Source organism: Mesorhizobium sp. P2_D6 (assembly GCF_056404315.1).
In genome coordinates, this window is the sequence record NZ_JBFUEG010000011.1 from 61,652 (window position 1) to 83,622 (window position 21,971).

Annotated in this window: 17 protein-coding genes; 16 read left to right on the plus strand and 1 reads right to left on the minus strand. The window is 65.7% G+C overall.

The window, feature by feature from the left end; all coding sequences use genetic code 11:
* The first annotated feature begins 41 nt into the window (after nucleotides 1-41).
* The 6 genes from AC1D1L_RS22420 to AC1D1L_RS22445 all read left to right on the plus strand — a co-directional run bounded on the left by AC1D1L_RS22420 (nucleotide 42) and on the right by AC1D1L_RS22445 (nucleotide 8,107).
* Complete coding sequence (locus AC1D1L_RS22420; protein ID WP_477343636.1) at nucleotides 42-581, plus strand: Lrp/AsnC family transcriptional regulator; 540 nt, start codon at nucleotides 42-44, stop codon at nucleotides 579-581.
* 98 nt (nucleotides 582-679) lie between these two features.
* Nucleotides 680-2,092 (plus strand): SWIM zinc finger family protein, encoded by a 1,413-nt coding sequence (locus AC1D1L_RS22425; protein ID WP_477343637.1) that lies wholly within the window; start codon nucleotides 680-682, stop codon nucleotides 2,090-2,092.
* Entirely contained in the window at nucleotides 2,089-3,522 is a 1,434-nt protein-coding gene (locus AC1D1L_RS22430; protein WP_477343638.1) for a DUF5691 domain-containing protein, read from the plus strand. The genes AC1D1L_RS22425 and AC1D1L_RS22430 overlap by 4 nt, the downstream gene beginning before the upstream one ends.
* A gap of 19 nt (nucleotides 3,523-3,541) precedes the next feature.
* Nucleotides 3,542-4,621, plus strand: a complete 1,080-nt coding sequence (locus AC1D1L_RS22435) for an ATP-binding protein (protein ID WP_203279944.1) — start codon at nucleotides 3,542-3,544, stop codon at nucleotides 4,619-4,621.
* 4 nt (nucleotides 4,622-4,625) lie between these two features.
* Nucleotides 4,626-6,875, plus strand: coding sequence for a DUF5682 family protein (locus AC1D1L_RS22440; RefSeq protein WP_477343640.1), 2,250 nt, complete (start codon nucleotides 4,626-4,628; stop codon nucleotides 6,873-6,875).
* A gap of 2 nt (nucleotides 6,876-6,877) precedes the next feature.
* The gene (locus tag AC1D1L_RS22445; protein ID WP_477343642.1) at nucleotides 6,878-8,107 is read left to right on the plus strand and encodes a VWA domain-containing protein; all 1,230 of its coding nucleotides are present in this window, start codon (nucleotides 6,878-6,880) and stop codon (nucleotides 8,105-8,107) included.
* Between the two features lie 25 nt (nucleotides 8,108-8,132).
* Here the strand turns inward: AC1D1L_RS22445 and tssH are convergent, their stop codons facing one another.
* Nucleotides 8,133-10,949 (minus strand): type VI secretion system ATPase TssH, encoded by a 2,817-nt coding sequence (tssH, locus tag AC1D1L_RS22450; RefSeq protein WP_477343755.1) that lies wholly within the window; start codon nucleotides 10,947-10,949, stop codon nucleotides 8,133-8,135.
* A 326-nt stretch (nucleotides 10,950-11,275) separates the two neighbouring features.
* Between tssH and tssA the strand changes: the two genes are divergently transcribed.
* From tssA to tssK, 10 genes are read left to right on the plus strand one after another with little or no spacing between them, the layout of a single operon-like run.
* On the plus strand, nucleotides 11,276-12,454 hold the full coding sequence (gene tssA / locus AC1D1L_RS22455; RefSeq protein WP_477343643.1) for a type VI secretion system protein TssA: 1,179 nt from the start codon (nucleotides 11,276-11,278) through the stop codon (nucleotides 12,452-12,454).
* Nucleotides 12,455-12,460: 6 nt separating this feature from the next.
* Nucleotides 12,461-13,000: a type VI secretion system contractile sheath small subunit gene (gene tssB / locus AC1D1L_RS22460; protein WP_112565907.1), complete on the plus strand. Its 540-nt coding sequence runs from the start codon at nucleotides 12,461-12,463 to the stop codon at nucleotides 12,998-13,000.
* Between the two features lie 3 nt (nucleotides 13,001-13,003).
* Nucleotides 13,004-14,512 carry a type VI secretion system contractile sheath large subunit gene (gene tssC, locus AC1D1L_RS22465; protein WP_112565910.1) on the plus strand — a complete coding sequence of 503 codons (1,509 nt, stop codon included), beginning with the start codon at nucleotides 13,004-13,006 and terminating at the stop codon, nucleotides 14,510-14,512.
* Nucleotides 14,513-14,568: 56 nt separating this feature from the next.
* The gene (locus AC1D1L_RS22470; RefSeq protein ID WP_192256823.1) at nucleotides 14,569-15,018 is read left to right on the plus strand and encodes an Hcp family type VI secretion system effector; all 450 of its coding nucleotides are present in this window, start codon (nucleotides 14,569-14,571) and stop codon (nucleotides 15,016-15,018) included.
* Entirely contained in the window at nucleotides 15,005-15,760 is a 756-nt protein-coding gene (tssE, locus tag AC1D1L_RS22475; protein WP_477343756.1) for a type VI secretion system baseplate subunit TssE, read from the plus strand. The genes AC1D1L_RS22470 and tssE overlap by 14 nt, the downstream gene beginning before the upstream one ends.
* Before the next feature lies 1 nt (nucleotide 15,761).
* Nucleotides 15,762-17,636 (plus strand): type VI secretion system baseplate subunit TssF, encoded by a 1,875-nt coding sequence (tssF, locus tag AC1D1L_RS22480; protein ID WP_192256030.1) that lies wholly within the window; start codon nucleotides 15,762-15,764, stop codon nucleotides 17,634-17,636.
* Complete coding sequence (gene tssG, locus AC1D1L_RS22485) at nucleotides 17,600-18,643, plus strand: type VI secretion system baseplate subunit TssG (protein WP_477343644.1); 1,044 nt, start codon at nucleotides 17,600-17,602, stop codon at nucleotides 18,641-18,643. Before tssF ends, tssG begins: the two co-directional genes overlap by 37 nt.
* Entirely contained in the window at nucleotides 18,640-20,121 is a 1,482-nt protein-coding gene (tagH, locus tag AC1D1L_RS22490) for a type VI secretion system-associated FHA domain protein TagH (protein ID WP_477343645.1), read from the plus strand. Before tssG ends, tagH begins: the two co-directional genes overlap by 4 nt.
* Before the next feature lie 3 nt (nucleotides 20,122-20,124).
* Nucleotides 20,125-20,577 (plus strand): type VI secretion system lipoprotein TssJ, encoded by a 453-nt coding sequence (gene tssJ, locus AC1D1L_RS22495; protein WP_477343646.1) that lies wholly within the window; start codon nucleotides 20,125-20,127, stop codon nucleotides 20,575-20,577.
* A gap of 58 nt (nucleotides 20,578-20,635) precedes the next feature.
* Nucleotides 20,636-21,970, plus strand: a complete 1,335-nt coding sequence (gene tssK / locus AC1D1L_RS22500; RefSeq protein WP_477343647.1) for a type VI secretion system baseplate subunit TssK — start codon at nucleotides 20,636-20,638, stop codon at nucleotides 21,968-21,970.
* The last annotated feature ends 1 nt before the right edge of the window (nucleotide 21,971 follow it).

The following is a 21,971-nucleotide window of genomic DNA, read 5'->3' on the forward strand; positions in this document are numbered from 1 at the left end:
TAGTGGCCGAATTAAATTCCGCGACAACAAGGAATTTCGATATGGATGAAGAAACAGATGGTGTTCTGCAGAACAAGCCTGTCGCCCGCGAGCTGGACGTGATCGACCGAAAAATATTAGGCGTGCTGGTCGACGACGCCACGGTCAGCTACGCCGAACTCGGCGAGCGGGTCTGCCTTTCGCCCCCGGCGGCGCATGAACGGGTGAAGCGGCTGCGGCGCAGCGGCGCCATCCGCGGCACGGCGGTGATCATCGACCCCAAGGCGGTGAAGAAGCCGCTGCTCACCTTCGTGCATATCGATACCAAGGGCTGGGGCAAGACGCCGGAGCTGATGGCCGTTTCCCAATATCCTGAGGTCGAGGAGATCCATTCGGTGGCCGGCGATACCTGCATGCTGCTCAAGGTTCGCACCGAGGACACCAGGGCGCTCGAAGGCCTGCTGGCGCGTCTCTACGAAACGCCCGGCGTAACCTCGACGCGAAGCTATGTCGTGCTGTCGACCTATCTCGAACGGCCGGTACAGCCGGGCGTCACGACGGAATGGCCGACGCCCCGGCACATGGCAACGCCGCTGTATTGATCTGGGCCATCTTCGTCTTGCCGGAGCCACAACAATCCTTCACAAACGGCACCCTATACTGATTTCAGGCATTGATTTGGGGTGACGAGAGGCGCGGCTTGGAATTCGACCTGAAAACCATCGAGGCGCTGGCCCCCGATCAGGCGTCGCTGAGCGCCGCCTCGAAACTCACCAAGCGTTCGAACTGGCCGAGGCTGGAGAAGAACGAGCAGCAGGCGCTGATCTGGGGGGAATGCCAGGGCTCCGGCTCCAACCCCTACCGCACCGTGGTCGACACCGGCGACCACGGCTACAAATGCACCTGCCCGTCGCGAAAATTTCCGTGCAAGCACTCGCTGGCGCTGATGTGGATCGCCGCCACCGCGCCCGCCAGCTTCACCGCTGCCGAATCGACGCCGGAGTGGGTGAATGACTGGCTTGGCCGGCGCCGGAAGACGACGGGCCAGCCGGCCACTGCAACGCCGGGCGCGGGGGCCGGCGCGTCCGGCAAGAGCATCGGTGAGGCCGCGCAGCCGGATGAAGTCACCGCAATCGAGGACGCTGCCGCAGCGGAGCGCCGCGAGGCGGCACAGCGCAAGCGGGCGGAAGACACGCGGACAACGGTGGCGGGAGCGCTGGACGAACTCGACCAGTGGATCGCCGACCAGCTACGGCTCGGCCTTTCCGCCTTTGCCGATGCCAGCAGCGAGCGCTGCCGCCGGATCGCCGCCAGGCTGGTCGACATGAAGGCGACCGCGCTTGCCGGGCGTATCGACGAGATTCCGGCGCGGCTGATGGCGCTGCGCAGCGAGGAACGGCCGGATGCAGCGATCCGCGAACTCGGCAAGTTGGTGCTGCTGGCCAAGGCCTGGCGCGCGGCACCCGACGATCCCGAGCTGAAGCGGCTGGTGTCGGCGTCCGAAACCCGCGACCAGGTTCTGGCCAATCCCGAGGCAAAACAGGTCGACAGCCAGTGGGAGGTCATCGGCGAGAAGATCGAAACCCGCCGCGACGGTCTCGTCAGCCATTCGACCTGGCTGCTCGATCTGAAAAGTCCGACGCCGCAATTTGCGCTGCTGCTCGATTTCTTTCCGGCCTCGGCCGGCCGCCGCTCGGCGGCGTTCACGCCCGGCGACCGCTTCGATGCCCGGCTGGTGTTTTATCCCTCGCGCCAGCCGCTGCGGGCGCTGGTGGCGGAACGCAAGGGCGATGCCGCGTCCGGCGCCTGGCCGGATTTCGGCCTCGGCACCATCAAGGATCCGCTGGCGGCGCATGCATCGCATCAGGACGCCGCGCCCTGGTCCACCGATAGCCCGCTGATGCTGCCTGCCGGCGCGATCCTGCTCGACGAGCGCGGCGTCGCCTGGTGGCAAGCGGCGCACGACCCGCAAGGGATTGCCCTGCCTGTCGCCGGAACCGTCGATCAGACCGTGCTTGGCCTCGATCTCGCGGCCACGGCAGCACTTTGGAACGGTGCGCGGCTCGATCTGCTGGCCGCGCAAAGTGGCTTCGGGAGGCTCGACCTGTCATGAACGAGCTCGAGCAGACCGGCCTGGCGACGATGCGCGACTGCTGGATCACCGGCGGGACCACATTCGATCTGGCGCCGGCCGCATGGAAGGAAATCGCCGCCGGCGCAAGCCCGGACGAACGCGAACGGCAACTGCTTGCGATCGCGGCGCAAGCGCTCGATGTCGGCTTGCGGCCCGCCGCGCCGAAGACATTGAAGCGGCGCCCGCCGCTGCCAAGGCTTGGCCTGCCGATGCTGCCGGAGCGGTTGCGGCCACTGTTGCGCGCTACCCTGAAGAACGCCGCCGATACGCGGCGCAAGTCATGCGTGGCCACACTCGTCGCCAGCCGCGGCTACGTGCTGCATCCGATGGACTGGATGCCCTCCGCGTCGGATCAAAACAGCCCCGACGTCTATGCGCCGTGGATCGACTGGCAGGCCAGCGTGGAGGGGCTGAAGATCGCCCCGCAGGAGCAGCTGACGGTGCAGAACTGGGATGACTTCTATCCCGCCGCGCGCCGCATCGCGCTGGGCGAGATGCGCCGCCGCGATCCGGCGGCGGCCCGTTCGCTGATTGAGACCAAGGCGCCGGGCGAACCGGCGGAAGTCCGGCTTGCACTGATCGAACTCATGCATTTCGGCCTGACGCCCGCGGATGCGCCGTTCCTGAAAAGCCTGGCCGCCGACCGCTCCGGCAAGGTGCAGGAACTGGCGGGTCGGCTGCTGGCAAGGCTGGGCGAGCACGGCCGCGCCGGCGACGGTGGAGCCGACGATCCCGTTGCCGAACTCGCCGCCTTCATTGCAGAAGGCAAATCCGGCTTCATCCGCCGCCGCATCACCTACACGCCGGCAAAGCTGAAGTCGGCTGCCCAAGAAAGTCGTCGCGTCGACCTGTTTGCGAGCTGTTACCTGGTCGACCTTGCCGCGCGCTTCGGTAAAACAGAATCCGATTTCATCGGGGCATGGCAATTCGGTGCGGACGACAGAGCCGATCTGTCTCTCGTTCGGATGGTCGCGGTATCCGGCAGCGATGCTACGGTGGCACTGTTGGCAGATACGCTGGCCGCCGAGGGCGGCAAGTCGGCATTGTTTGTCTTCCACCTCATGTTGCGTTTGGACAGCGGCAGGAAGCGTACCCTGATCAGGCAGATCCTGAAGGACGCGCAGAATCTTGAAGCGCTCAACCTGGTCGAAGGCGCCGAAGCAAGCTGGCTTGAATGGGGCGATCTGACGGATGGCAAGGCGCTGTCGGCATTGCGCTCCAAGGTTGCGGGAAACGACGAGCCCGGGAAGCGAAGCGCAGACCACGCCCTGGAAACGATAGGCTTTCTTGCCACTGCGGCGACAGCGGAACGACTGATCGGCGACATTGTCGCGGCAGGCATGCCGCCGGCGGCGCCTTCGCTCGCTTTCCTGCGCCTCAATGCAGCCCTGACGGGAACCAACACATGACAATCCGGAGAACAGCACCATGAACGCAGCCATCCGCCTCCCGGTCGAGCAGGCCTATGCGTCCGAACTGCAGGCGCTTGCGCGCAATGACGACCGCCAGAAGCCGGCGGGATGGAGCCTGTCGCCAAAGGCCGTGCTGACCTACCTGCTCGGCGGCAAGGCCAGCGACGGCACCGTGATATCGCCGAAATATGTCGGCCGCCGCAGGCTGATGGAAACCGCGGTGGCGACGCTCGCCACCGACCGCGCGCTGCTGTTGCTCGGCGTTCCCGGTACCGCCAAGTCCTGGGTGTCGGAACATCTCGCCGCCGCCATCATGGGCGACTCGACGCTGATCGTGCAGTGCACGGCCGGCACCGACGAGAACCAGATCCGCTATGGCTGGAACTATGCCCAGCTCTTGGCCAAGGGACCGAGCCAGGAGGCGCTGGTGCCGACGCCGCTCTATCGCGCCATGGAGAGCGGCAAGCTCTGCCGGCTGGAAGAGCTGACGCGCATGGGCTCCGACGTGCAGGACACGCTGATCACCGTGCTGTCGGAAAAGATGATGCCGATCCCGGAACTCAACAGCTCGATCTACGCCCAGCGCGGCTTCAACATCATCGCCACCGCCAACAACCGCGACAAGGGCGTCAACGAACTGTCCTCGGCGCTGAAGCGCCGCTTCAATGTGGTGGTGCTGCCGCTGCCCGAAGACATGGCCGAAGAGGTGGCGATCGTTTCCAAGCGGGTCGACGAGATGGCCGGCGGGCTCGACCTGCCGGTGCCCAAAAATGTCGGCGAGGAGATCGCCCGCGTGCTGACCATCTTCCGCGAGTTGCGCTCGGGCGCGACCGCTGACGGCAAGGTGACGCTGAAGACGCCTTCGGGCTCGCTCTCGACCGCCGAGGCAATCGCCACCATGGTCGGTGGCCTCAGTCAGGCGGCGTGGTTCGACAGCGGCAAGCTCGGCGCCGAAGGCCTTGCCGCCAGCCTCGTCGGCGCCATCATCAAGGACCCGGTTCAGGACAAGGTGGTGCTGGAGGAATATCTGGAAACGGTGCTGAAGAAGCGGCCGGACTATGCCGGCTATTACGCGGCGCTGAACGCAGCGATCTGAGGTCATGAGCGACGTCGCCTATTTCGGCATCCGCCATCACGGGCCGGGCTCCGCCGCCAGCCTGGTGCAGGCGCTGCGGGACTTGCAGCCGGTCGCGGTGCTGATCGAAGGGCCGAGCGACGCGTCATCCCTGCTGCCGTTCCTGGCGCGTCCGGAAATGCAGCCGCCGGTGGCGCTGCTTTGCTATCCCGAGGACGATCCGGCCGCGACAAGTTTTTGGCCATTCGCCGAGTTCTCGCCCGAATACCAGGCGGCGGTGTGGGCGGTGGAGAACAAGGCGGCTCTGCGGTTCATCGACCTGCCGTCATCGGCGCGCTTCGCGTCGGCGACGGAGAGCGCCGACAAGACCGATGAGCCCGACAGGGCCGAGCCCAAGGAGGAAACCGGCGAGGATGGCGAGGCAGCTTCGCATCGCGATCCGATCGGCACACTGGCTGCGGCCGCCGGCTACGAGGACGGCGAGAGCTGGTGGGCCGACATCATCGAGCAGAACCCGCAGCCGGGTCCGATCTTCGCGGCCATCGCCGATGCGATGATGACGCTGCGCGATGGCGAAGGCACGATCGCGCCGTTCGAGGCCAAACGTGAAGCGCATATGCGGCTCGAAATCGCTACCGCGCGCAAGGAGTTCGACGGACCAATCGCCGTCGTCTGCGGCGCATGGCACGTACCGGCCTTGCAGGCCGCGCACACGCAGAAGAACGACCAGGCGCTGATCAAGGGAATTGCCCGGCGCAAAAGCACGATGACATGGGCACCATGGACGGGACCGCGCCTGGCGCTGGGCTATGGCTATGGCGCCGGTGTCGTTGCGCCGGGCTGGTGCAAACATCTGTGGCGCACGCGCGAGCGGCGCGATGCCGCGACGCTTTGGCTGGCGATGATCGCGGCGGTGCTGCGGACCAAAGGCCATCTGGTCTCGACGGCGTCGCTGATCGAGGCCGAGCGGCTTGCGCGCACGCTGGCTGCCATTCGCGACCGGCCGAAACCCGGCTTCGAGGAATTGCGCGACGCGGCGATCGCGGCGCTGTTCAACGGCGAAGTGGTGCTGTGGTCCCTCGTTGAAGCCGAGCTGCTTTTGGGCGCGGATGTCGGCGAGATCCCACCCGACACGCCGCTGGCCCCGCTGATCGAGGATCTGCAGCGCAACCAGAAAGCGGCACGGCTGAAGCCGGAGGCGCTCGAGCGCGAACTGTCCGTCGATTTGCGCAGCGAAAGCGGGCTGTTTCGCTCGACATTGCTGCACCGACTGAACGTGCTCGGCGTACAGTGGGGCAGGCTGGCCGACGCCGGCCGCAGCCGCGGCACCTTCCGCGAAAAGTGGACCCTGGCCTGGGAGCCGGAATATGCCGTGCGCCTGGTCGAGAACCTGATCTATGGGCCGACCATCGAAAAGGCGGCCAATGGCCGCCTGATCCAGATGCTCGGCGCCGCGGCCAGCCTCGACACCCTTGCTGCCCTTGTCCAGAGCGCCATCACGGCGGATCTGTCGGAGGCCGCGAGCGCCGGTCTTGCGGCGCTGGAGGCACGCGCCGCGCACAGCAGCGAATGCCTGGAAATCCTGGCCTCGGTGCCGCCGCTTGCCGACATCATCCGCTACGGCGAAGCGCGCAAGACCGAAACCAACCGGTTGTCCGGTTTGTTGGAACGGCTGATCGTCGAGGGCGCGATCGCCTTGCCTTATGCGGTGCGCGATCTGGACGAACAGGCCGCCACGACATTGGTCGGCGCGGTGCGCAAGGCGGACGCGGCGATCCGCCTGGTCGAGCCCGGCGAAGGCGTGCTCGATGCCTGGCGCAACGGGCTGACAGGCGTGCTGGAGGGGCAGCGTTCGACGGCGTTGCTCGCCGGCTGCGCGGCGCATCTGCTCTACGAAGCCGACCAGCTGTCGGCCGAGGACGCCGCCGGACTGCTCGGGCGCAGGCTGTCGCCGGGAACACCGGTGGCGCAGGCGGCAGGGTTCTTCGAAGGTTTCTTCAGCACTGCCGGCCAGCGGCTGATCTATGACGAAGGTCTGCGCGGCGCCGTCGATGCGTGGCTCAAGTCGCTCGACGAGGACGCATTCATCGCGCATCTGCCCCTGCTGCGCCGCGTCTTCTCCAATCTGGACAGCATGGAGCGCCGGCGGCTGATCGAGGCAGTGCTCGGCCGCACCGCAAGGCTGCCGGCCGGCCTGACGCCGGCGCCGGATGGCGGTGAAGGCTGGCGCCGGCACCTGGAGCGGCTTGGCCCCCTGCTTGCGAGCGGAGCGTGACGATGGAAGACGAGAAAGACGCGGATGGCGCCGCCGCATCTGTCGATGGCGAGCGCGAGCGCCGCTGGCGGCTGGCGATCGGCGCCGATGACGAGGCTACGTCTGCCCTTTCCAGCGACGACAAAAAACTGTCGTCGGCGCTCGATGCGCTTTACGGCGACGGCGCCAGTGCCGATGCCGACCCGCGCAAGCGGCGTGGCGGGCTCGGCCGCTCGGCGCCGCGTGTGGCGCAATGGATGGGCGATATCCGCTCCTTCTTTCCGGCGCAGGTGGTCCAGATCGTGCAGAAGGACGCTTTCGAGCGGCTGAACCTGAAGCAGATGCTGATGGAGCCGGAATTCGTCAAGGCCATCGAGGCCGACGTCAATCTCGTCGCCGACCTGATTTCGCTGCGCTCGGTGATGCCGGCCAAGACCAAGGACATCGCCCGTACCATCATCGCCGACATCGTCGCCAAGCTGATGCAGCGGCTGGAGCAGAAGACCGCCGAGGCGATCCGCGGCGCGCTCGACCGCTCGCGGCGCACCAACCGCCCGCGCCAACGCGACATCGACTGGCCGCGCACCATCTCGGCCAACCTTCGCCACTACCAGCCGGAGCACAAAACCATCGTGCCGGAAAAACTCGTCGGTTTCATGCGCAAGCAGCGCCGGCTGGTCGATCTCGACGAGGTGGTGCTGTGCGTCGACCAGTCCGGCTCGATGGCGAGCTCGGTGATCTATGCCTCGATCTTCGCCGCTGTCATGGCGTCGCTGCCGGTGGTGCGCACCAAGCTGGTCTGCTTCGATACGGCAATCGTCGACCTGACCGAGGAGCTCAGCGACCCCGTCGAGGTGCTGTTTGGCGTGCAGCTCGGCGGCGGCACCGACATCAACCAGGCGGTCGCCTATTGCGCCGATCGCATCGAGCGGCCGACCAAGTCCCATTTCGTGCTGATCACCGACCTCTATGAAGGCGGCAACGGCCAGGACTTGCTGCGGCGGCTGGCGGCGCTGGTGCGATCCGGCGTCAATGTCGTGGTTCTGCTGGCGCTGACCGATCAGGGCCGGCCGGGCTACGATCCGGCGATGTCGGCCTCGGTCGCAGCGCTCGGCATACCGGTCTTTGCCTGCACGCCGGACCTGTTTCCCGACATGATGGCGGCGGCATTGCGGCGCGAGGATATCGGCGCCTGGGCGGCGGGCGCAGACATCAAACTGATCCGCGCCGAGACGGAGACACCGCAGCAATAGAGCCGGCACAGGCTCGCTGTGGGACCTATTCAAACGAATAGGCAAACCCGTCCGCGGAAGCGCTGACCGTCACCTTGGTCATCTTCTCGCCGTCGAGCGAACGGTTCAGCACGCCGCGGCTGAGTTCCGGCAGCAGCGTGTTGGTGAGGATGGCGTCGATCATGCGGCCGCCGGACTCGATTTCGGTGCAGCGCGCCTTGACCAGCGCCATGACGCCGTCGCCGATCACCAGTTCGGCGTCGTGGCTGGCGCGCAGCCGCCGCGCGATCTTGCCGAACTGATGGCGGGTGATGGCCTCGATCATCGAATCCGACAGCGGGTAGTAGGGAATGGTCACGACGCGGCCGAGGAAGGCCGCCGGAAAGACCTTCAGCAACGGGGCGCGCAGGGCGGCGTCGAGGCCGTCGAGCTCCGCCCTCACCGTGCCGTTCTGGGTCCGCTCCATGATGACTTCGGAGCCGACATTGGAGGTCAGCAGGATCAGCGTGTTCTTGAAGTCGATGCGCCGGCCTTCGCTGTCATCCATCATGCCCTTGTCGAAAACCTGGAAGAAGATTTCGTGCACATCGGGATGGGCCTTCTCGACCTCGTCGAGCAGGATCACCGAATAGGGTTTTCTGCGCACGGCCTCGGTCAGGATGCCGCCCTTGCCATAGCCGACATAGCCGGGCGGGGCGCCTTTCAGCGTCGAGACGGTGTGCGCTTCCTGGAATTCGGACATGTTGATCGAGATCAGGTTCTGCTCGCCGCCGTAAAGTGTTTCGGCAAGCGCCAGCGCCGTCTCGGTCTTGCCGACGCCCGACGGGCCGCAAAGCAGGAACACGCCGACCGGCTTTTCCGGCGCGCCAAGGCCGGCGCGGCTCGTCTGCACCCGCTTGGCGATCATCTCCATGGCATGGTCCTGGCCGACGACACGCTCGGACAAAGTCTCGGCGAGCTTGAGCGCCTTTTCGGTCTGGCTGGACAGCATTCTCCCCGTCGGGATGCCGGTCCAGTCCTGGACCACGGCAGCCACCGCATTGCGGTCGACGGAGGGCAGGATCAGCGGTGTCTCGCCCTGCGCCGTGGCAAGCTCGGCCATGAGTTCACGCAGTCGCACGAGATCGGCGGCCGGGTCGGCTGGAGGCGTGTCGGCATCCGCCACAGCCGTTCCAGCCTTGGCCTTGGATTTTTTGCTCTTGGCCGTTTCAGCCTTTGCCGTTTCAGCCTTGGGCGGCTCGACCCTCGGCACCTTGGTCTTTTCCGCGTCCGGCGCTGCCGTTTCGGCGTCGGCCTCGGCGGTTGCTACCTCATCGAGCGGCACGCCCTCGCCGCGCAGCCGCGCGCGCAATTCGAGGATCTCGGCTACCAGCGCCTTTTCGCGCTCCCAGCGCGCCTCGGCGGCGGCGAGCGTCGTCTCGGTCTCGGCGAGCCCGGCCTCGACCCGCGCCTGCCGGTCGGCCACTTCGATGCCTATCGCCGCTTCGCGGCCGATGATGCCGCGCTCGACTTCCAGCGCCTGGCGGCGGCGCAAAATGTCCTCGACCTCAGCCGGCGTGGCATGCTGCGAGACCGCGACCCTGGCGCAAGCGGTGTCGAGCAGGCTCACCGCCTTGTCAGGCAATTGCCGCGCCGGAATGTAGCGATGCGACAAGGCCACCGCCGCCTCGATCGCCTCGTCGAGGATCTGCACCTCGTGGTGCTGTTCGAGCACGCCGGCGACACCGCGCAGCATGAGGACGGCGACCGCTTCCGACGGCTCGTCGATCTTGACCACCTGGAAACGGCGGGTCAGCGCCGGGTCCTTTTCGATGTGCTGCTTGTATTCGGCCCAGGTGGTCGCCGCGATGGTGCGCAGTTCGCCGCGCGCCAGCGCCGGTTTCAGGAGATTGGCGGCGTCGCCGGTTCCAGCCGCACCGCCGGCTCCGATCAGCGTGTGCGCCTCGTCGATGAACAGGATCACCGGCGTTTCGGAGGATTGAACCTCGTCGATGACCGCCTTCAGGCGCTTCTCGAACTCGCCCTTGACGCTGGCGCCGGCCTGCATGAGGCCGACATCGAGCATGCGCACGCTGATGCCTTGCAGCGGCGGCGGTACATCATCCTGGGCTATGCGCAAGGCGAAGCCCTCGACCACCGCCGTCTTGCCGACGCCGGCCTCGCCGGTCAGGATCGGGTTGTTCTGCCGGCGCCGCATCAGGATATCGATGATCTGCCGGATCTCCGGATCGCGGCCGACGACCGGATCGATCTTGCCGTCATGGGCGCGCTGGGTGAGGTCGGTGGCGTACTTGGCCAGCGCGGAATCCCCGCCCGGGGCCCGCCGTGGCGCCTCGGCGGCGGGAGGAGCCGCAGCCGCAGCGCCGGCTTCGAGTGAACCCTCCACCACCTCGGCGAAGCGGGCGATGACCGCGTCGGCGTCGATCTTGTCGAACTCGGCGCTGATCTTCGACACCAGGCCCTCCAGCACCGGTGTCTTCAGGCAAGCGAGCACGATATGGCCGCTGCGCACCTCCTCCATGCCGAATTCCAGCGTCGCCAGGTTCCAGGCTTCCTGGATGGCGTGGAAGATGTGGTCGGAAAATTCCTCGATCGAGGTGGCGCCATAAGGCAGTTTGTCGACAGCCCGCGTCATGTCGCTGGTCAGCCGGCTGGCATCGATGCCGGCATCGGCAAGGATCATCTGCACATCCGAGCGCTCGGACAGCACCAGCTGCTCGATGAAATGGACAAGTTCGACGTAAGGATTGCCGCGCAGCTTGGCGCTGTCGGCGGCGGCCTTGAAGGCGCGCAGGCAGACCGGATTGAGCTTGCCCACCAGTTCCTTGCGTTTGAAACCCTGCGATGACCGGCGCTGTTCCATCGAACGTGCTCCTGCAATCTGCCCGTCGACAGCCTGCCACATAAGCAGCCGCTTGACAAAGCGCGTCATTCAGCCGGCCGCTTCCCGTTGTGGAAAGTCCCGCGCCATCAAATGCAGACAACCACGAATTTTTCCAATTCTATGCGATGCGCTTCACATACGGGGGCTGGGCAAGCACGCCATAGATTGCGCCATTCGAGATGCAGTTGCACTGGCTCGCATTAGCGCCCGTTAACTTTTGAGCGGTTTGCCGAATTGTGGTAGGGTGCAACCGTGTGCTAACGTTGGGTCACGTACGGTTTTAGAGCCGGTCGCTGGGGGTAGCTGTGATCGATCTCGCACTCTGGCTTGCTCCGTTGGACGGTGAAAATCCGTCAGGCGGAGACTTGCGCAACGATCCGGCCTTTCACGAGCTCGAGCGCCTCACCGAGCCCCAGGTCAAGGTTGTCCATGACGGGCGCAACAAGCCTGCCGCGCAATCGACGATTCCCGTCGATTGGCCTGCCGTTCTTGGCAAGGCCGAGGAATTGCGTTCGCATGGCCGCGACCTGCGCCTGCTTGTCATCGTCGCCCGGGCGCTTGCCAATGAAGAAGGGCTCGCCGGGCTGGCACAAGGCCTGACGCTGATCGCGCGGACTTTCGAGGCGCATTGGGAGACCATGCACCCGGCACTGCGGCCCGGCGGCCAGCCGCGCGACGCAGCCTTGCGCCGCCTCAACGCGCTGGCCGACCTGCAGAATAACCAGGACGGGCTGCTGGCGAACCTCAGGCAAATGGTTTTCTTCGCCCCACGCCCCATGGGGCCGATCACTGGACGCGATCTGGAACAGGGCGCGCTCGACGATCGCGTCATGCTTCAGGAAGCGGCGTCGGGATTGAATGCCGCCGAAAAGGCAGCGCTGGTCAGCGCGCATGGGCAGCTTCTGAACCGGGTGGGCAGCGGCTGCGCCGCGCAGCTGGATCAGGCCGGCGAACAGATGACGGCACTGATCGCCGATACTCACGCCGCGATCGGAGCGCTCGACGCGGTGGACACGGCGCTGAATGCCCGTCTTGAAGGCAACGGCGCGGCGGTTCCGGACCTGAAGCGCTTTTTGCAGCGCGTGCTGACGACGTTGGAACGCAACACGGCGGTGGAAACGACGGCCCCGGCGGCGACGAATGGCGCAGCCAGCCCGGCGCCTGCCACGGCAAGCCCGGCAATGCCGGCCAGAAACGGTCATGGAGCCGAGACGATGGCAAGCTACGCAGAGCCAAATGCGGGGCTCCCCGACAGGATTTCCTCGCGCGACGATGTGGTGAAGTGCCTCGACCTTGTGGTGGCCTTCTACGACCGCACCGAGCCGTCGAGCCCGATCCCGCATCTCGCCCGCCGGGTGCGCCGCATGGTGCACATGGATTTCGTTGAACTGATGGAAGATCTCGCCCCGTCGGGGCTGAAGGAATTCCGGCTGCTCGCCGGCGTTCCCGACGCCAAGAAGACTGCCCAGAAGGATGAAAGGTAGCAACACATGCCAGCCGAAAGCAAAGCGAAGGTCATCGAGCGAAATCGCGCCCCGCGCGTGCAGATCGCCTACGATGTCGAAACCTACGGCAGCCCGACGACGATCGAACTGCCGTTCGTCATGGGCGTGATGGCCGACCTGTCGGGCGCATCGCAGACCAGGGAAGCGGCAAAGACGGTGCTCGACCGTTCCTTTGTCGAGACCGATGCCAACCGCTTCCCCAAATTCATGGAAGCGCTGGGACCCAGGGTCAAGGCGCGGGTGAAGAACACCCTGCCGCAGGCCGAAGGCCAGGAGCGCGACGAAGAGCTCGCGCTCGACCTGACCTTCACCAAGATGGGCGATTTCGCCCCCGACAAAATCGCCGAACAGGTTCCGCAACTGGCCGAGATCCTCAAGATGCGGCGCCAGCTCGAGGAACTGCTCGGCTTCATGGACGGTCGCGTCGATGCCGAAAAGCGCATCGCCCAGCTGCTGAACAATCAGCCGCTGCTGGCACAGATCGCCAGCCAGGCGATGTCCGACGACGACAAGGGCGAGGAATAAATCATGGCCGAACAGCAAAAGACCGCAGCATCCGTCGCCGAAGCCGAGGCCGTCGATCTCGGCGAATTCAGCCAGCTGCTGGAGAAGGATTTCAAGGTCAAGAAGGACGACAGCGAGAAGCTGCAGCAACTGGTGCGCAACCTGGCGCTGGCGGCGCAGTCGCGCTCCGAGACGACGACAATTTCGTCGAACTCGATCAAGTCGATCAAGTCGCTGATCGCCGGCATCGACAAGATGCTGACGACGCAGGTCAACGAAATCCTGCACGCCCCGGAAGTGCGGGAGATGGAAGGCACATGGCGCGGCCTTTGGTATCTCATCAACAACACCGAGACGGATGCGAAGCATCTCAAGATCCGGGTGATGAACATCTCCAAGGAGCAACTGGCCGACACGCTTGAAGACTATGAAGGCCAGATGTGGGACCAGAGCCCGATCTTCAAGAAAGTCTATACGGACGAGTATTCGATGCTCGGCGGCGAGCCGATCGGCTGCATCGTTGGCGCCTACGAGTTTTCGAACCATCCGCGCGACGTCGGCTTGCTGCGCAACATTTCCGGCATCTGCGCCTCGGCGCACACGCCGTTCATCGCCGCCGCCTCACCGCGGCTGTTCCGTATGGACAGCTGGCAGGAACTGCCCAACCCGCAGGACCTGCAGATGATCGTGAACAATCCGGCCTATGCCTCGTGGCAGTCGCTGCGCGAAAGCGAGGACGCCCGCTATATTGGCCTCACCATGCCGCGTGTGCTGGCGCGGCTGCCCTACGGGTCCGAGACCGTTCCGGTCAAGGGCTTCTCCTTCGAGGAGGAGGTGCATGGCGACCACAACAAATATGTCTGGATGAACGCCGCCTTCCCGATGGGCGTCAACATCAACCGCAGCCACAAATTGTTCGGCTGGGGCACGCAGATCCGCGGCGTCGAGAACGGCGGCACGGTGCTCAACCTGCCGGTGCACGCTTTCCCGACGGATGACGGCTCGATCGCGATGAAATGCCCGACGGAAGTCGCCATCGATGACCGGCGCGAGGCGGAACTGGCCAAGCTCGGCCTGATGCCGATCCTGCACCGCAAGAACACCGATCTGGCCGCCTTCATCGGCGCCCATTCGCTGCAGGACGACGAGACCCGCGCTGGACGCCTTGTCGATCCCGACGCACAGTCCAATGAACGGCTCTCCGCCAACCTGCCGTATCTGTTCCCGGTTTCCCGTTTCGCGCACTACCTCAAGGCCATTGCGCGCGACAAGATCGGCTCGTTCAAGGAACGCTCCGACATGCAGATCTGGTTGACCGAATGGATCAACCGGTACGTGCTGGCCAATCCGGCCTTCGCCGACGACAAGGCGCGCGCCAAGCGTCCGCTTGCCGCTGCCGAGGTGCAGGTCGACAGCGTGGAGGGCCGGCCGGGCTACTACAACGCCCGCTTCTATCTGCGCCCGCACTACCAGCTGGAAGGCATCAACGCCTCGCTCAGGCTGGTGTCGGAACTGCCGTCTGTGAAGACTTGATTGCAGCAACCAAAACTTTTTTCGTTTGAAAGCGGTGGAGAAAGAAAATGCCGACCATGAAAATCGATGGTTTTTTGAAAGTTCCGGACATTAAAGGCCCCAGCACCCGCGACGGCCACGACGACGAGATCGAGATCCATGGCGTCGACTACAAGATGGTGGCGCCCTATGACCCGAATTCGCTCTCGCGCCGCGGCCGCGTGTCGATGGGCATGATCAAGTTCACCAAGCACTATGACAAGTCTTCGCCCTACCTCGCGAAGGCCCTGTTCGAAAACAAGGCGCTGGACGAGGTCAAGTTCTCTGCACGGCGGACCATCGACGGCGAGAGCAAGGACTATCTGGTCGTCACCCTGACCGATGCTTCGATCATGGAATACGACATGTCGCAGGCCGATGACGAAGCCGACCTGATCCAGGAGGAGGTCTCCTTCGCCTACAAGAAGATCAAGTTCGTCTATGACGACAATGACGAAGCCGAAATGGATGTCTATGTCGGCAAGTGAGGGGCGTGCAAAGCGCCCTGCCGCCGACAAGGCACAGGCGGGCGGTTCACGGGCCAAGCGCGAGGCAGTACAGCCTTCGCTCTGGGACCGCCTCGTCAACGATTTGCCCGGCCTGAGTTCCGAGATAGACGGGCTCAGGCGGGCTCTGCTCGACGAACTCGGCGAGGAGCGTCTGGACGAGCTGCTGGCGGACGGACCGAGGCGCATCGACGGCGACGATGCGCTGAACCCCGATCAGAAACGCCGGCTGCACCGGCTGGCGTTTCAGAACCGGCATCGCGGGGAGCTTGAAAGCCGCGGCATCGTGGTGTCGCCCGACGTGCTGCGCGAGGCCGTGCGGCGCGACATCGAGGCGTTGTTCAACACCGAACGCTTCGAGTCGACGCCCATGCTTTCCGATCTCGAGGCCGAGCAGATGACCGACAGTCCGACAGCGCTGGCCGACTTTCCGGAGGTACGCCGCAGCGTGGTCAATTATGGCGTGCCGTCCTTCTCCGGCCGTTCGTCGCGCGACTTCGATCGCGATGTTCTGGCGCGTGAGATCCGCGCCGTGCTCGCCACCTTCGAGCCTCGGCTCAAGGAGAGCGCAACGAAGGTCTCGGTCAATCTTGGCGACAAGACCGGCCTGAAAATCGAGATCGACGCGGTGCTGATCATGACGCCGACGCCTGAGCGCATGCGCCTGCGCACGACGATCAATCTCGACAACGGCCTGGCGCGCACCGAGTTCAGGGAAACCTGAGATGGACCGGGTCTTCGTAGAATATTACGAGGAAGAACTGTCCCACATTCGCGGGCTGGCGGCGGAGTTCGCCGACATGCATCCTGCCGTCGCCCGCAATCTGTCGCTGGATACGGTGCCGTGTCCCGATCCCTATGTCGAGCGGCTGCTCGACGGCGTCGCCTTCCTCGCCGCGCGCACGCGGCTGAAGGTGGACGCCGAACGCTCGCGGTTTTCGCGCGCCATCCTCGACGTGCTCTATCCCGATCTCGTCACGCCGGCGCCGGCCACCGCCATGGTGGTGCTGAAGCCCGGCCAGCAGGTGCAGACCATGCTTGCCGGGCATGTCGTCAAGCGCGGCACGCGGCTGGTCTCCAGCCTGCAGGCCGGCCTGTCGACACGCTGCACCTTCACCACGGCACAGGACATGACGCTGTTTCCGATCGCGATCAGTTCGGTCGGCTATTTCCAGGACCGCAGTGCGCTTGCCGCCGCCGGTATTGGCCCGATCGGCGGCAGGGCCGGCGAAGCGGCGCTGCGCATCACGCTTGCTCCGATTGGAAAGGTCCAACTGGGCGAACTGGCGCTCGACCGGCTTGACCTCTACTTCGCCAACCGCACCAAGGCGCCGCTGACGTTCGACGCGATCTTCGGCGTCTGCGCGAGCGTCGGTGCAAGACCTGAAGGCAAGACCAATCCGCTGTCGCCTCTGCCGGCGCCGGAGATGGTGGGCATCGCCGATGCCGAGGCGATGATGCCGCGCACGCGGCCGACCTTCGAAGGCTACCGCCTGCTGCGCGAATATTTCATGATGCCCGAGCGCTTCCACTATGCGCGCGTAACCGGCTTGCAGCCGGTGGTGCGCAAATGCCAGGCGGGGCTTGAGATCGTCTTTTTGTTCAGGCGTCCGGTGCCCGAACTCGCCGATCTGACCCCGGCGGATTTCGAACTTTTCGCGACGCCGATCATCAATCTCTTCGAGCGCGAATGCAACGTCATCGAGCTCGACCAGCGCAAGACGCGGCAGGTGCTGCACGCCGACCGCACGCGGGCGCGCGACTTTGAAATATACCGGGTCATCCGCGTCGAAGATGCTGACGCCGAAGGTCCCGATGCGGAAATACCGGAGCTCTTCAGCCTCGGACAAAACCGTGGCAGCGGCTGGGTCTATTCGACCGAGCGGCGGCCGCGTCGGCCAACCGAGGACGAGCGCAGCCAGGGCGTGACGCGCACCTCCTATGCCGGCGACGACGTCTTCCTGGCGATCTCGCGCCCGGTCCACAGCCAGGCCAACCGGCCGCTGAAGCGCGTCGACATCGTGGCGCTTTGCACGAACCGCGACCTGGCCATCCTCGACGACACGCCGACCCTGACGCTGGAAGCCGGCGACCCGGTGGAGACGGTCCGGCTGCTCGGCGCGCTGCGGTCGCCGCAGCCGGCCATTCCCGCGGCGCTGCCGGCCGGTGCCGACGGCGAGTCGCGCGCCGATGACCTGGCCTGGCGGCTGGTGTCGCAGCTGGCGCTCAACTTCCTCAGCCTGGCCAAGGAAGGCCGCGGCGTCGATCCCCTGCACGCGCTGCTCGATCTCTATGCCGAGCGCGGCGATCCAGGGCTTGCCCGCAATGTGCGCTCGATCGTGCGCATCGACTCGCGCGCGGTGATCGAAAGGCTGGCGATCGAAGGACCGATGTGTTTCGGCCGCGGCACGGAAGTGACGCTGCATGTCGACCAGTCGGTGCTGGCAGGACAAAGCACCTTGCTGCTGTCGGGTCTGCTGTCGCGGCTGTTTGCCCGTCATGCCGGCATTAATGGATTCGTGCGCACCCGCACACGTTTGCTCCAGAAACAGGAGGATGTGCCATGGCCGATGACGCCCGGCAATCGCTACCTGATCTAGAGCGAGCCGCAACCCTGTCCGAGAGTTTCGACTTCTTCGAACTGCTGCGCCGGCTGGAACGGCAAGGCGGCCTGTTCGGCCATTCCGGCCGACCGGATCGCGAGCCGGCAAGGCTCGGCCAGAATGTGCGCCTGTCCTTCGCGGTGCAGGACGTGGTGGATTTCCGCGAGCCGACGGACAAGTCGCCGGCACGCGTTACGGTCAACAATCTCGGCCTGCTCGGACCCGAAGGGCCAATGCCGTTGCATCTGACGCGCTGGGTGCTCGATCGCCTGTCGCAACGCTGGTACGCGGGTGCGGAGGCACGGCAGACGAGCGACACGACCTTCGTCGATTTCGTCAACATCCTGCAGCACCGGATGATCGCGCTCTACTACCGCGCCTGGGCGGATGCGCATCCGGCGGTGCAGGTCGAACGCGGGGTGGGGGGCCGCGTCCGCTCCATGCTGGAAGCGATGGCCGGCATCGGTCTGCCGGGTACGCAGAATGCCGAACTCGACGCGGTGAAGCTTCGCCAGGCCGCCTCGCTCGCTGCCCAAGTCGACGGCCCCGAGCGGCTGACGCTGTTCCTGGCCGAAGCCTTCAAGGTGCCGGTGGTGCTGAAGGAGTTTGTCGCCGCCTGGCTGACCATTCCCAAGGCGCTGCAGAGCCGGCTTGCCGGCAGCTATGCCACGCTGGGCCGCAGCGCCACCATCGGCCCGCGCTCGTTCAGCCGGCAGAGCCGGATCGAACTGCGCATCGGCGCGCTCAGCTATGTCGACTACAAGGCCTTCCTGCCGGGCGGCGAGCGGCTGAAGCTGTTGAAGCAGGCGGTGCGCGACCTGATCGGCGAGACCATCGATGTCGATCTGAGGATCGTGCTTGCGGCAAAGGCCGTGCCGCCGGCGAAGCTCGGAACCGTCCAGCTCGCCCGCACCACCTGGCTGGCGCGCAATCCTGAGCGGGGAGATGCCGACGACATGCGGCTGCGAACCATCGTCGGCTGGCGGGAAGAGGTGGCGGCATGAGCCTGCTGCTGACGCTCGAACAGGGACCACGCGCGCAAGTCACGCGGCAGGCCCGGCTGGACGAGGGTGAACTGGTGATCGGCCGCAGCGCCGACGCCGACTGGCAGATCAACGATCCTGACATGTTCGTCTCGCGCGCCCACTGCAAGATCACCAGCAAGCAGGGCGGCTATTTCGTCACCGACACCTCCAGCAGCGGGCTGTTCATCGACGATGCCGCCAGCCCGCTCGGCGCGGGAAATTCGGCGCGCCTGCAAAGCGGCATGCGGCTGCGGCTGGGCGACTATGTGGTGTGGGTCGATCTGCAGACGGCGAAGACCGAAGCGCCGGCCTCCAGAGCCTCGGCGCCCGCCAGCAATCCGGCGGCGTCGCGGGCGCCGGTCAGCCTCGGCGGCGACGATTTCTTTTCGTCCACGACGCAAGAAGAGCCGGGACGGCCGCGACCCGCCGATCTGCCCGATCCGTTCGAGAAGCCGGTGCCGGGCGCATTCGCACGTGCGCAGTCCAACGAACGCAGTTCGCAGGCGTTCGACGATCCGTTCAGCCTCGACCCCGTGGCGACGCCGGCGCCCGAGCCCAATGACAGAAACGGCGCCAGGCCATCGTTCGACGATCCCTTCGGCCTCGACTCCACGCCTCTGTCGAGAGAACCGAGCAGATCCAGTTCCGAGCAGCCGCCGGCCTTCGATGACGGGTTTGGTTTTGGCCCTGCCGAGTCCACCAGCCTCGACGCCGGCGTGACGGAAGGCGGCGCAATCAGTGCGCCCTCGCCTGCCCCCTCTCCAGCGCCCTGGGATCTGCCGGTCCGCGCGGCCGAGCCACCGCGGCAGCCACCGCCAGCTCCGTCTCCACCGCCGCCGCGCGCTCCTGTCCGGCAAGCTGCGGCGCGGCCGACGGCCGGACAGTCGGACACGGAATTGCGCGCTGCTTTCCTGCGCGGCATGGGCATGGACGAGGCCGATTTTCCCGGCCGCGACCCGGTGGCCGATATGGAAAAATTCGGCCGCGAATACCGGCTGATGATGGAAGGGCTGATGCAGCTTTTGCGCAAGCGCGCCGAGGAAAAGGGCAACGCCCGCGTGGCGCAGACCGTGGTTGGCGCATCCGAGGTCAACCCGCTCAAATTTCTGCCGTCGATCGACGATGCGCTGGTGACCATCCTGGCCGAGCGCAGCCCCGGCTTCCTCGGCGCCGACGCGGCGATCAGGGATGCGGTGCGCGATCTGGCGCAGCATCACGTTCGCGCATGGCGCGGCGTGCAGGGCGCGCTGAAACGCATGATCGACCGCTTCGATCCGGCGGCGATCGAACAGGAACTGAAGTCGAGTTCGGCGATCGGCAATCTGCTGACCGGCGGACGCGGCGCAAAACTCTGGGAACTGTACCAGAAACGCCACCGTGAAATCGCTCACAGCGCGGAGACGCGTTTTCTGGGCGAGATCGGCGCTGATTTTAGGGACGCATATGAGGAGGACTAGGACATGATCGACAGACGCGAATTCATTCTTGCCTTGGGCGCGACAGGATTGCTGACGGCTTGCCAGAGCGGCCCGCCGAAACCCTCCGTCATAACGGTCAATCTTGCCGGCGACGCCGGCATGAATCCGGGACCGGGCGGCGGCGACAGGCCGGTGACCGTCATGATCCTGCGCCTGAAGAGCACCGGCGCCTTCAATTCGGCCGACTATTTCGCCCTGCAGGGCGGTGCCGGCGCGGCACTTGGCGGCGATCTGATTGGCTCCGACACGATTTCGGTCGGGCCGGGCAAGACCGCGTCGAAGACGATCACGGTCGAACCGGAAGTGGCCGCACTCGGCTTCGTCGCGCTGATCAGGGAACCCACCGGACGCAACTGGCGTACGACCAAGTCGGTGTCGCCGGGATCGAAGTTCACCGTCAATGTGAAGCTCGGCAGCGGCGGCATTTCCGCCTAGCGGAGGCAATTCCGCAAAGCCGCGCCAGGGTGATGAGCAGGAAGCAGAGAGTGCCGGCATGAGCGATGCAAACAGGGTGCTGTGGTCGGAGGGGTTGTTTCTTCGCACCCAGCATTTCCAGCAACAGGACCGCTTCTTCGAGGCGACGGTGCGCGGCGCCTTGCAGGCCGGGCATCTGCATACGTTCGGCTTTCGAACGCTGACGCTCGATCAGGCACAACTCGATGCCGGCCAGATCTCGGTGCTTTCGGCGCGTGGTATCTTTCCCGACGGGACGCCGTTTTCGATCCCCGAGACGATGGATGCGCCGCGGCCGCTGGCGGTGACGCCGGAGATGGGCGCGGGACCAGTGCTGATCGCGCTGCCGCTCGAACCGCCCGGCGGCGTCGGCTTCGACCCGGCGCACGCCGAGCCGTCCGGCGCACGCTATCGCGGCCGGATCGTGTCGGTGCGCGACGCCGTGCATGGCGGCTCCGATCCCGAGGAAATCGAGATTGCGCGACCGCAGGCGCTGTTGCTGGCGCCGGGCACCGCGGTCGGCGGCTACACCGCCCTGCCGGTGGCGGAACTCAAGGGCGTACGCGCCGATGGCGGCGTGGCGCTCGACGACACCTTCCTGCCGCCGACCTTGGTCATCGGCGCGGCGTCCTGGTACAGCCGCCTGCTGCAGGAGGTGGTCACCGGCCTCGACCAGATCGCCGAGGCCCATGGCAAGATGGTGCTGGGCGGCCCGGGGCGCAGCGTCGAGGATCTGCTGATCCTCAACCTGGTCAACGCCGCGCGGCCACGGCTGGCGCACATGCTGGCGCAGGACGTGTTCCATCCGGCCGAGGTCTATATGGAACTGGCCGGCCTTGCCGGCTCGATGGCCACCTATGGGTCGAGCGCACGGCGCTTGGGCGAACTGCCTGTTTACGACCACATGGCGCCGGGCCCGGCCTATTCGGCGCTGGCCGACGCACTGCGTTCGCTGATACTCAGCCTGCGCTACATCGAGCCGAAATCGCGGGCGCTGCCGGTCATGCGGCATGCCACCAATGTGTGGAAGATCCGCATCGACAACCCGAAGCTTCTGGTGGCGAGCCGGATCGTGGTGCGGATCGGCTCCGAACTGTCGGAGGATGCCTTGCGCAAGATTTTCGTCAACCAGGCGACGGTCGGCTCGGCCAGCGAATTCGAAGGGCTGTGGAAATCGCGCCTGCCCGGCATTCCGCTGAAGCCATTGCATTCGCAGCCGCGCGAAATTCCCTATGACGGCGACCGGCTGTGCCTCGAACTCGACCAGAAAAGCGAGCACTGGGCCTCGCTTCTCGAAGCGCCCGGCTTTGTGATCGGCGTTTCGGGCGTGCTGCCCAGCGAACCGCAGGTCGACTGCTACTCGGTCAACAGGTGAG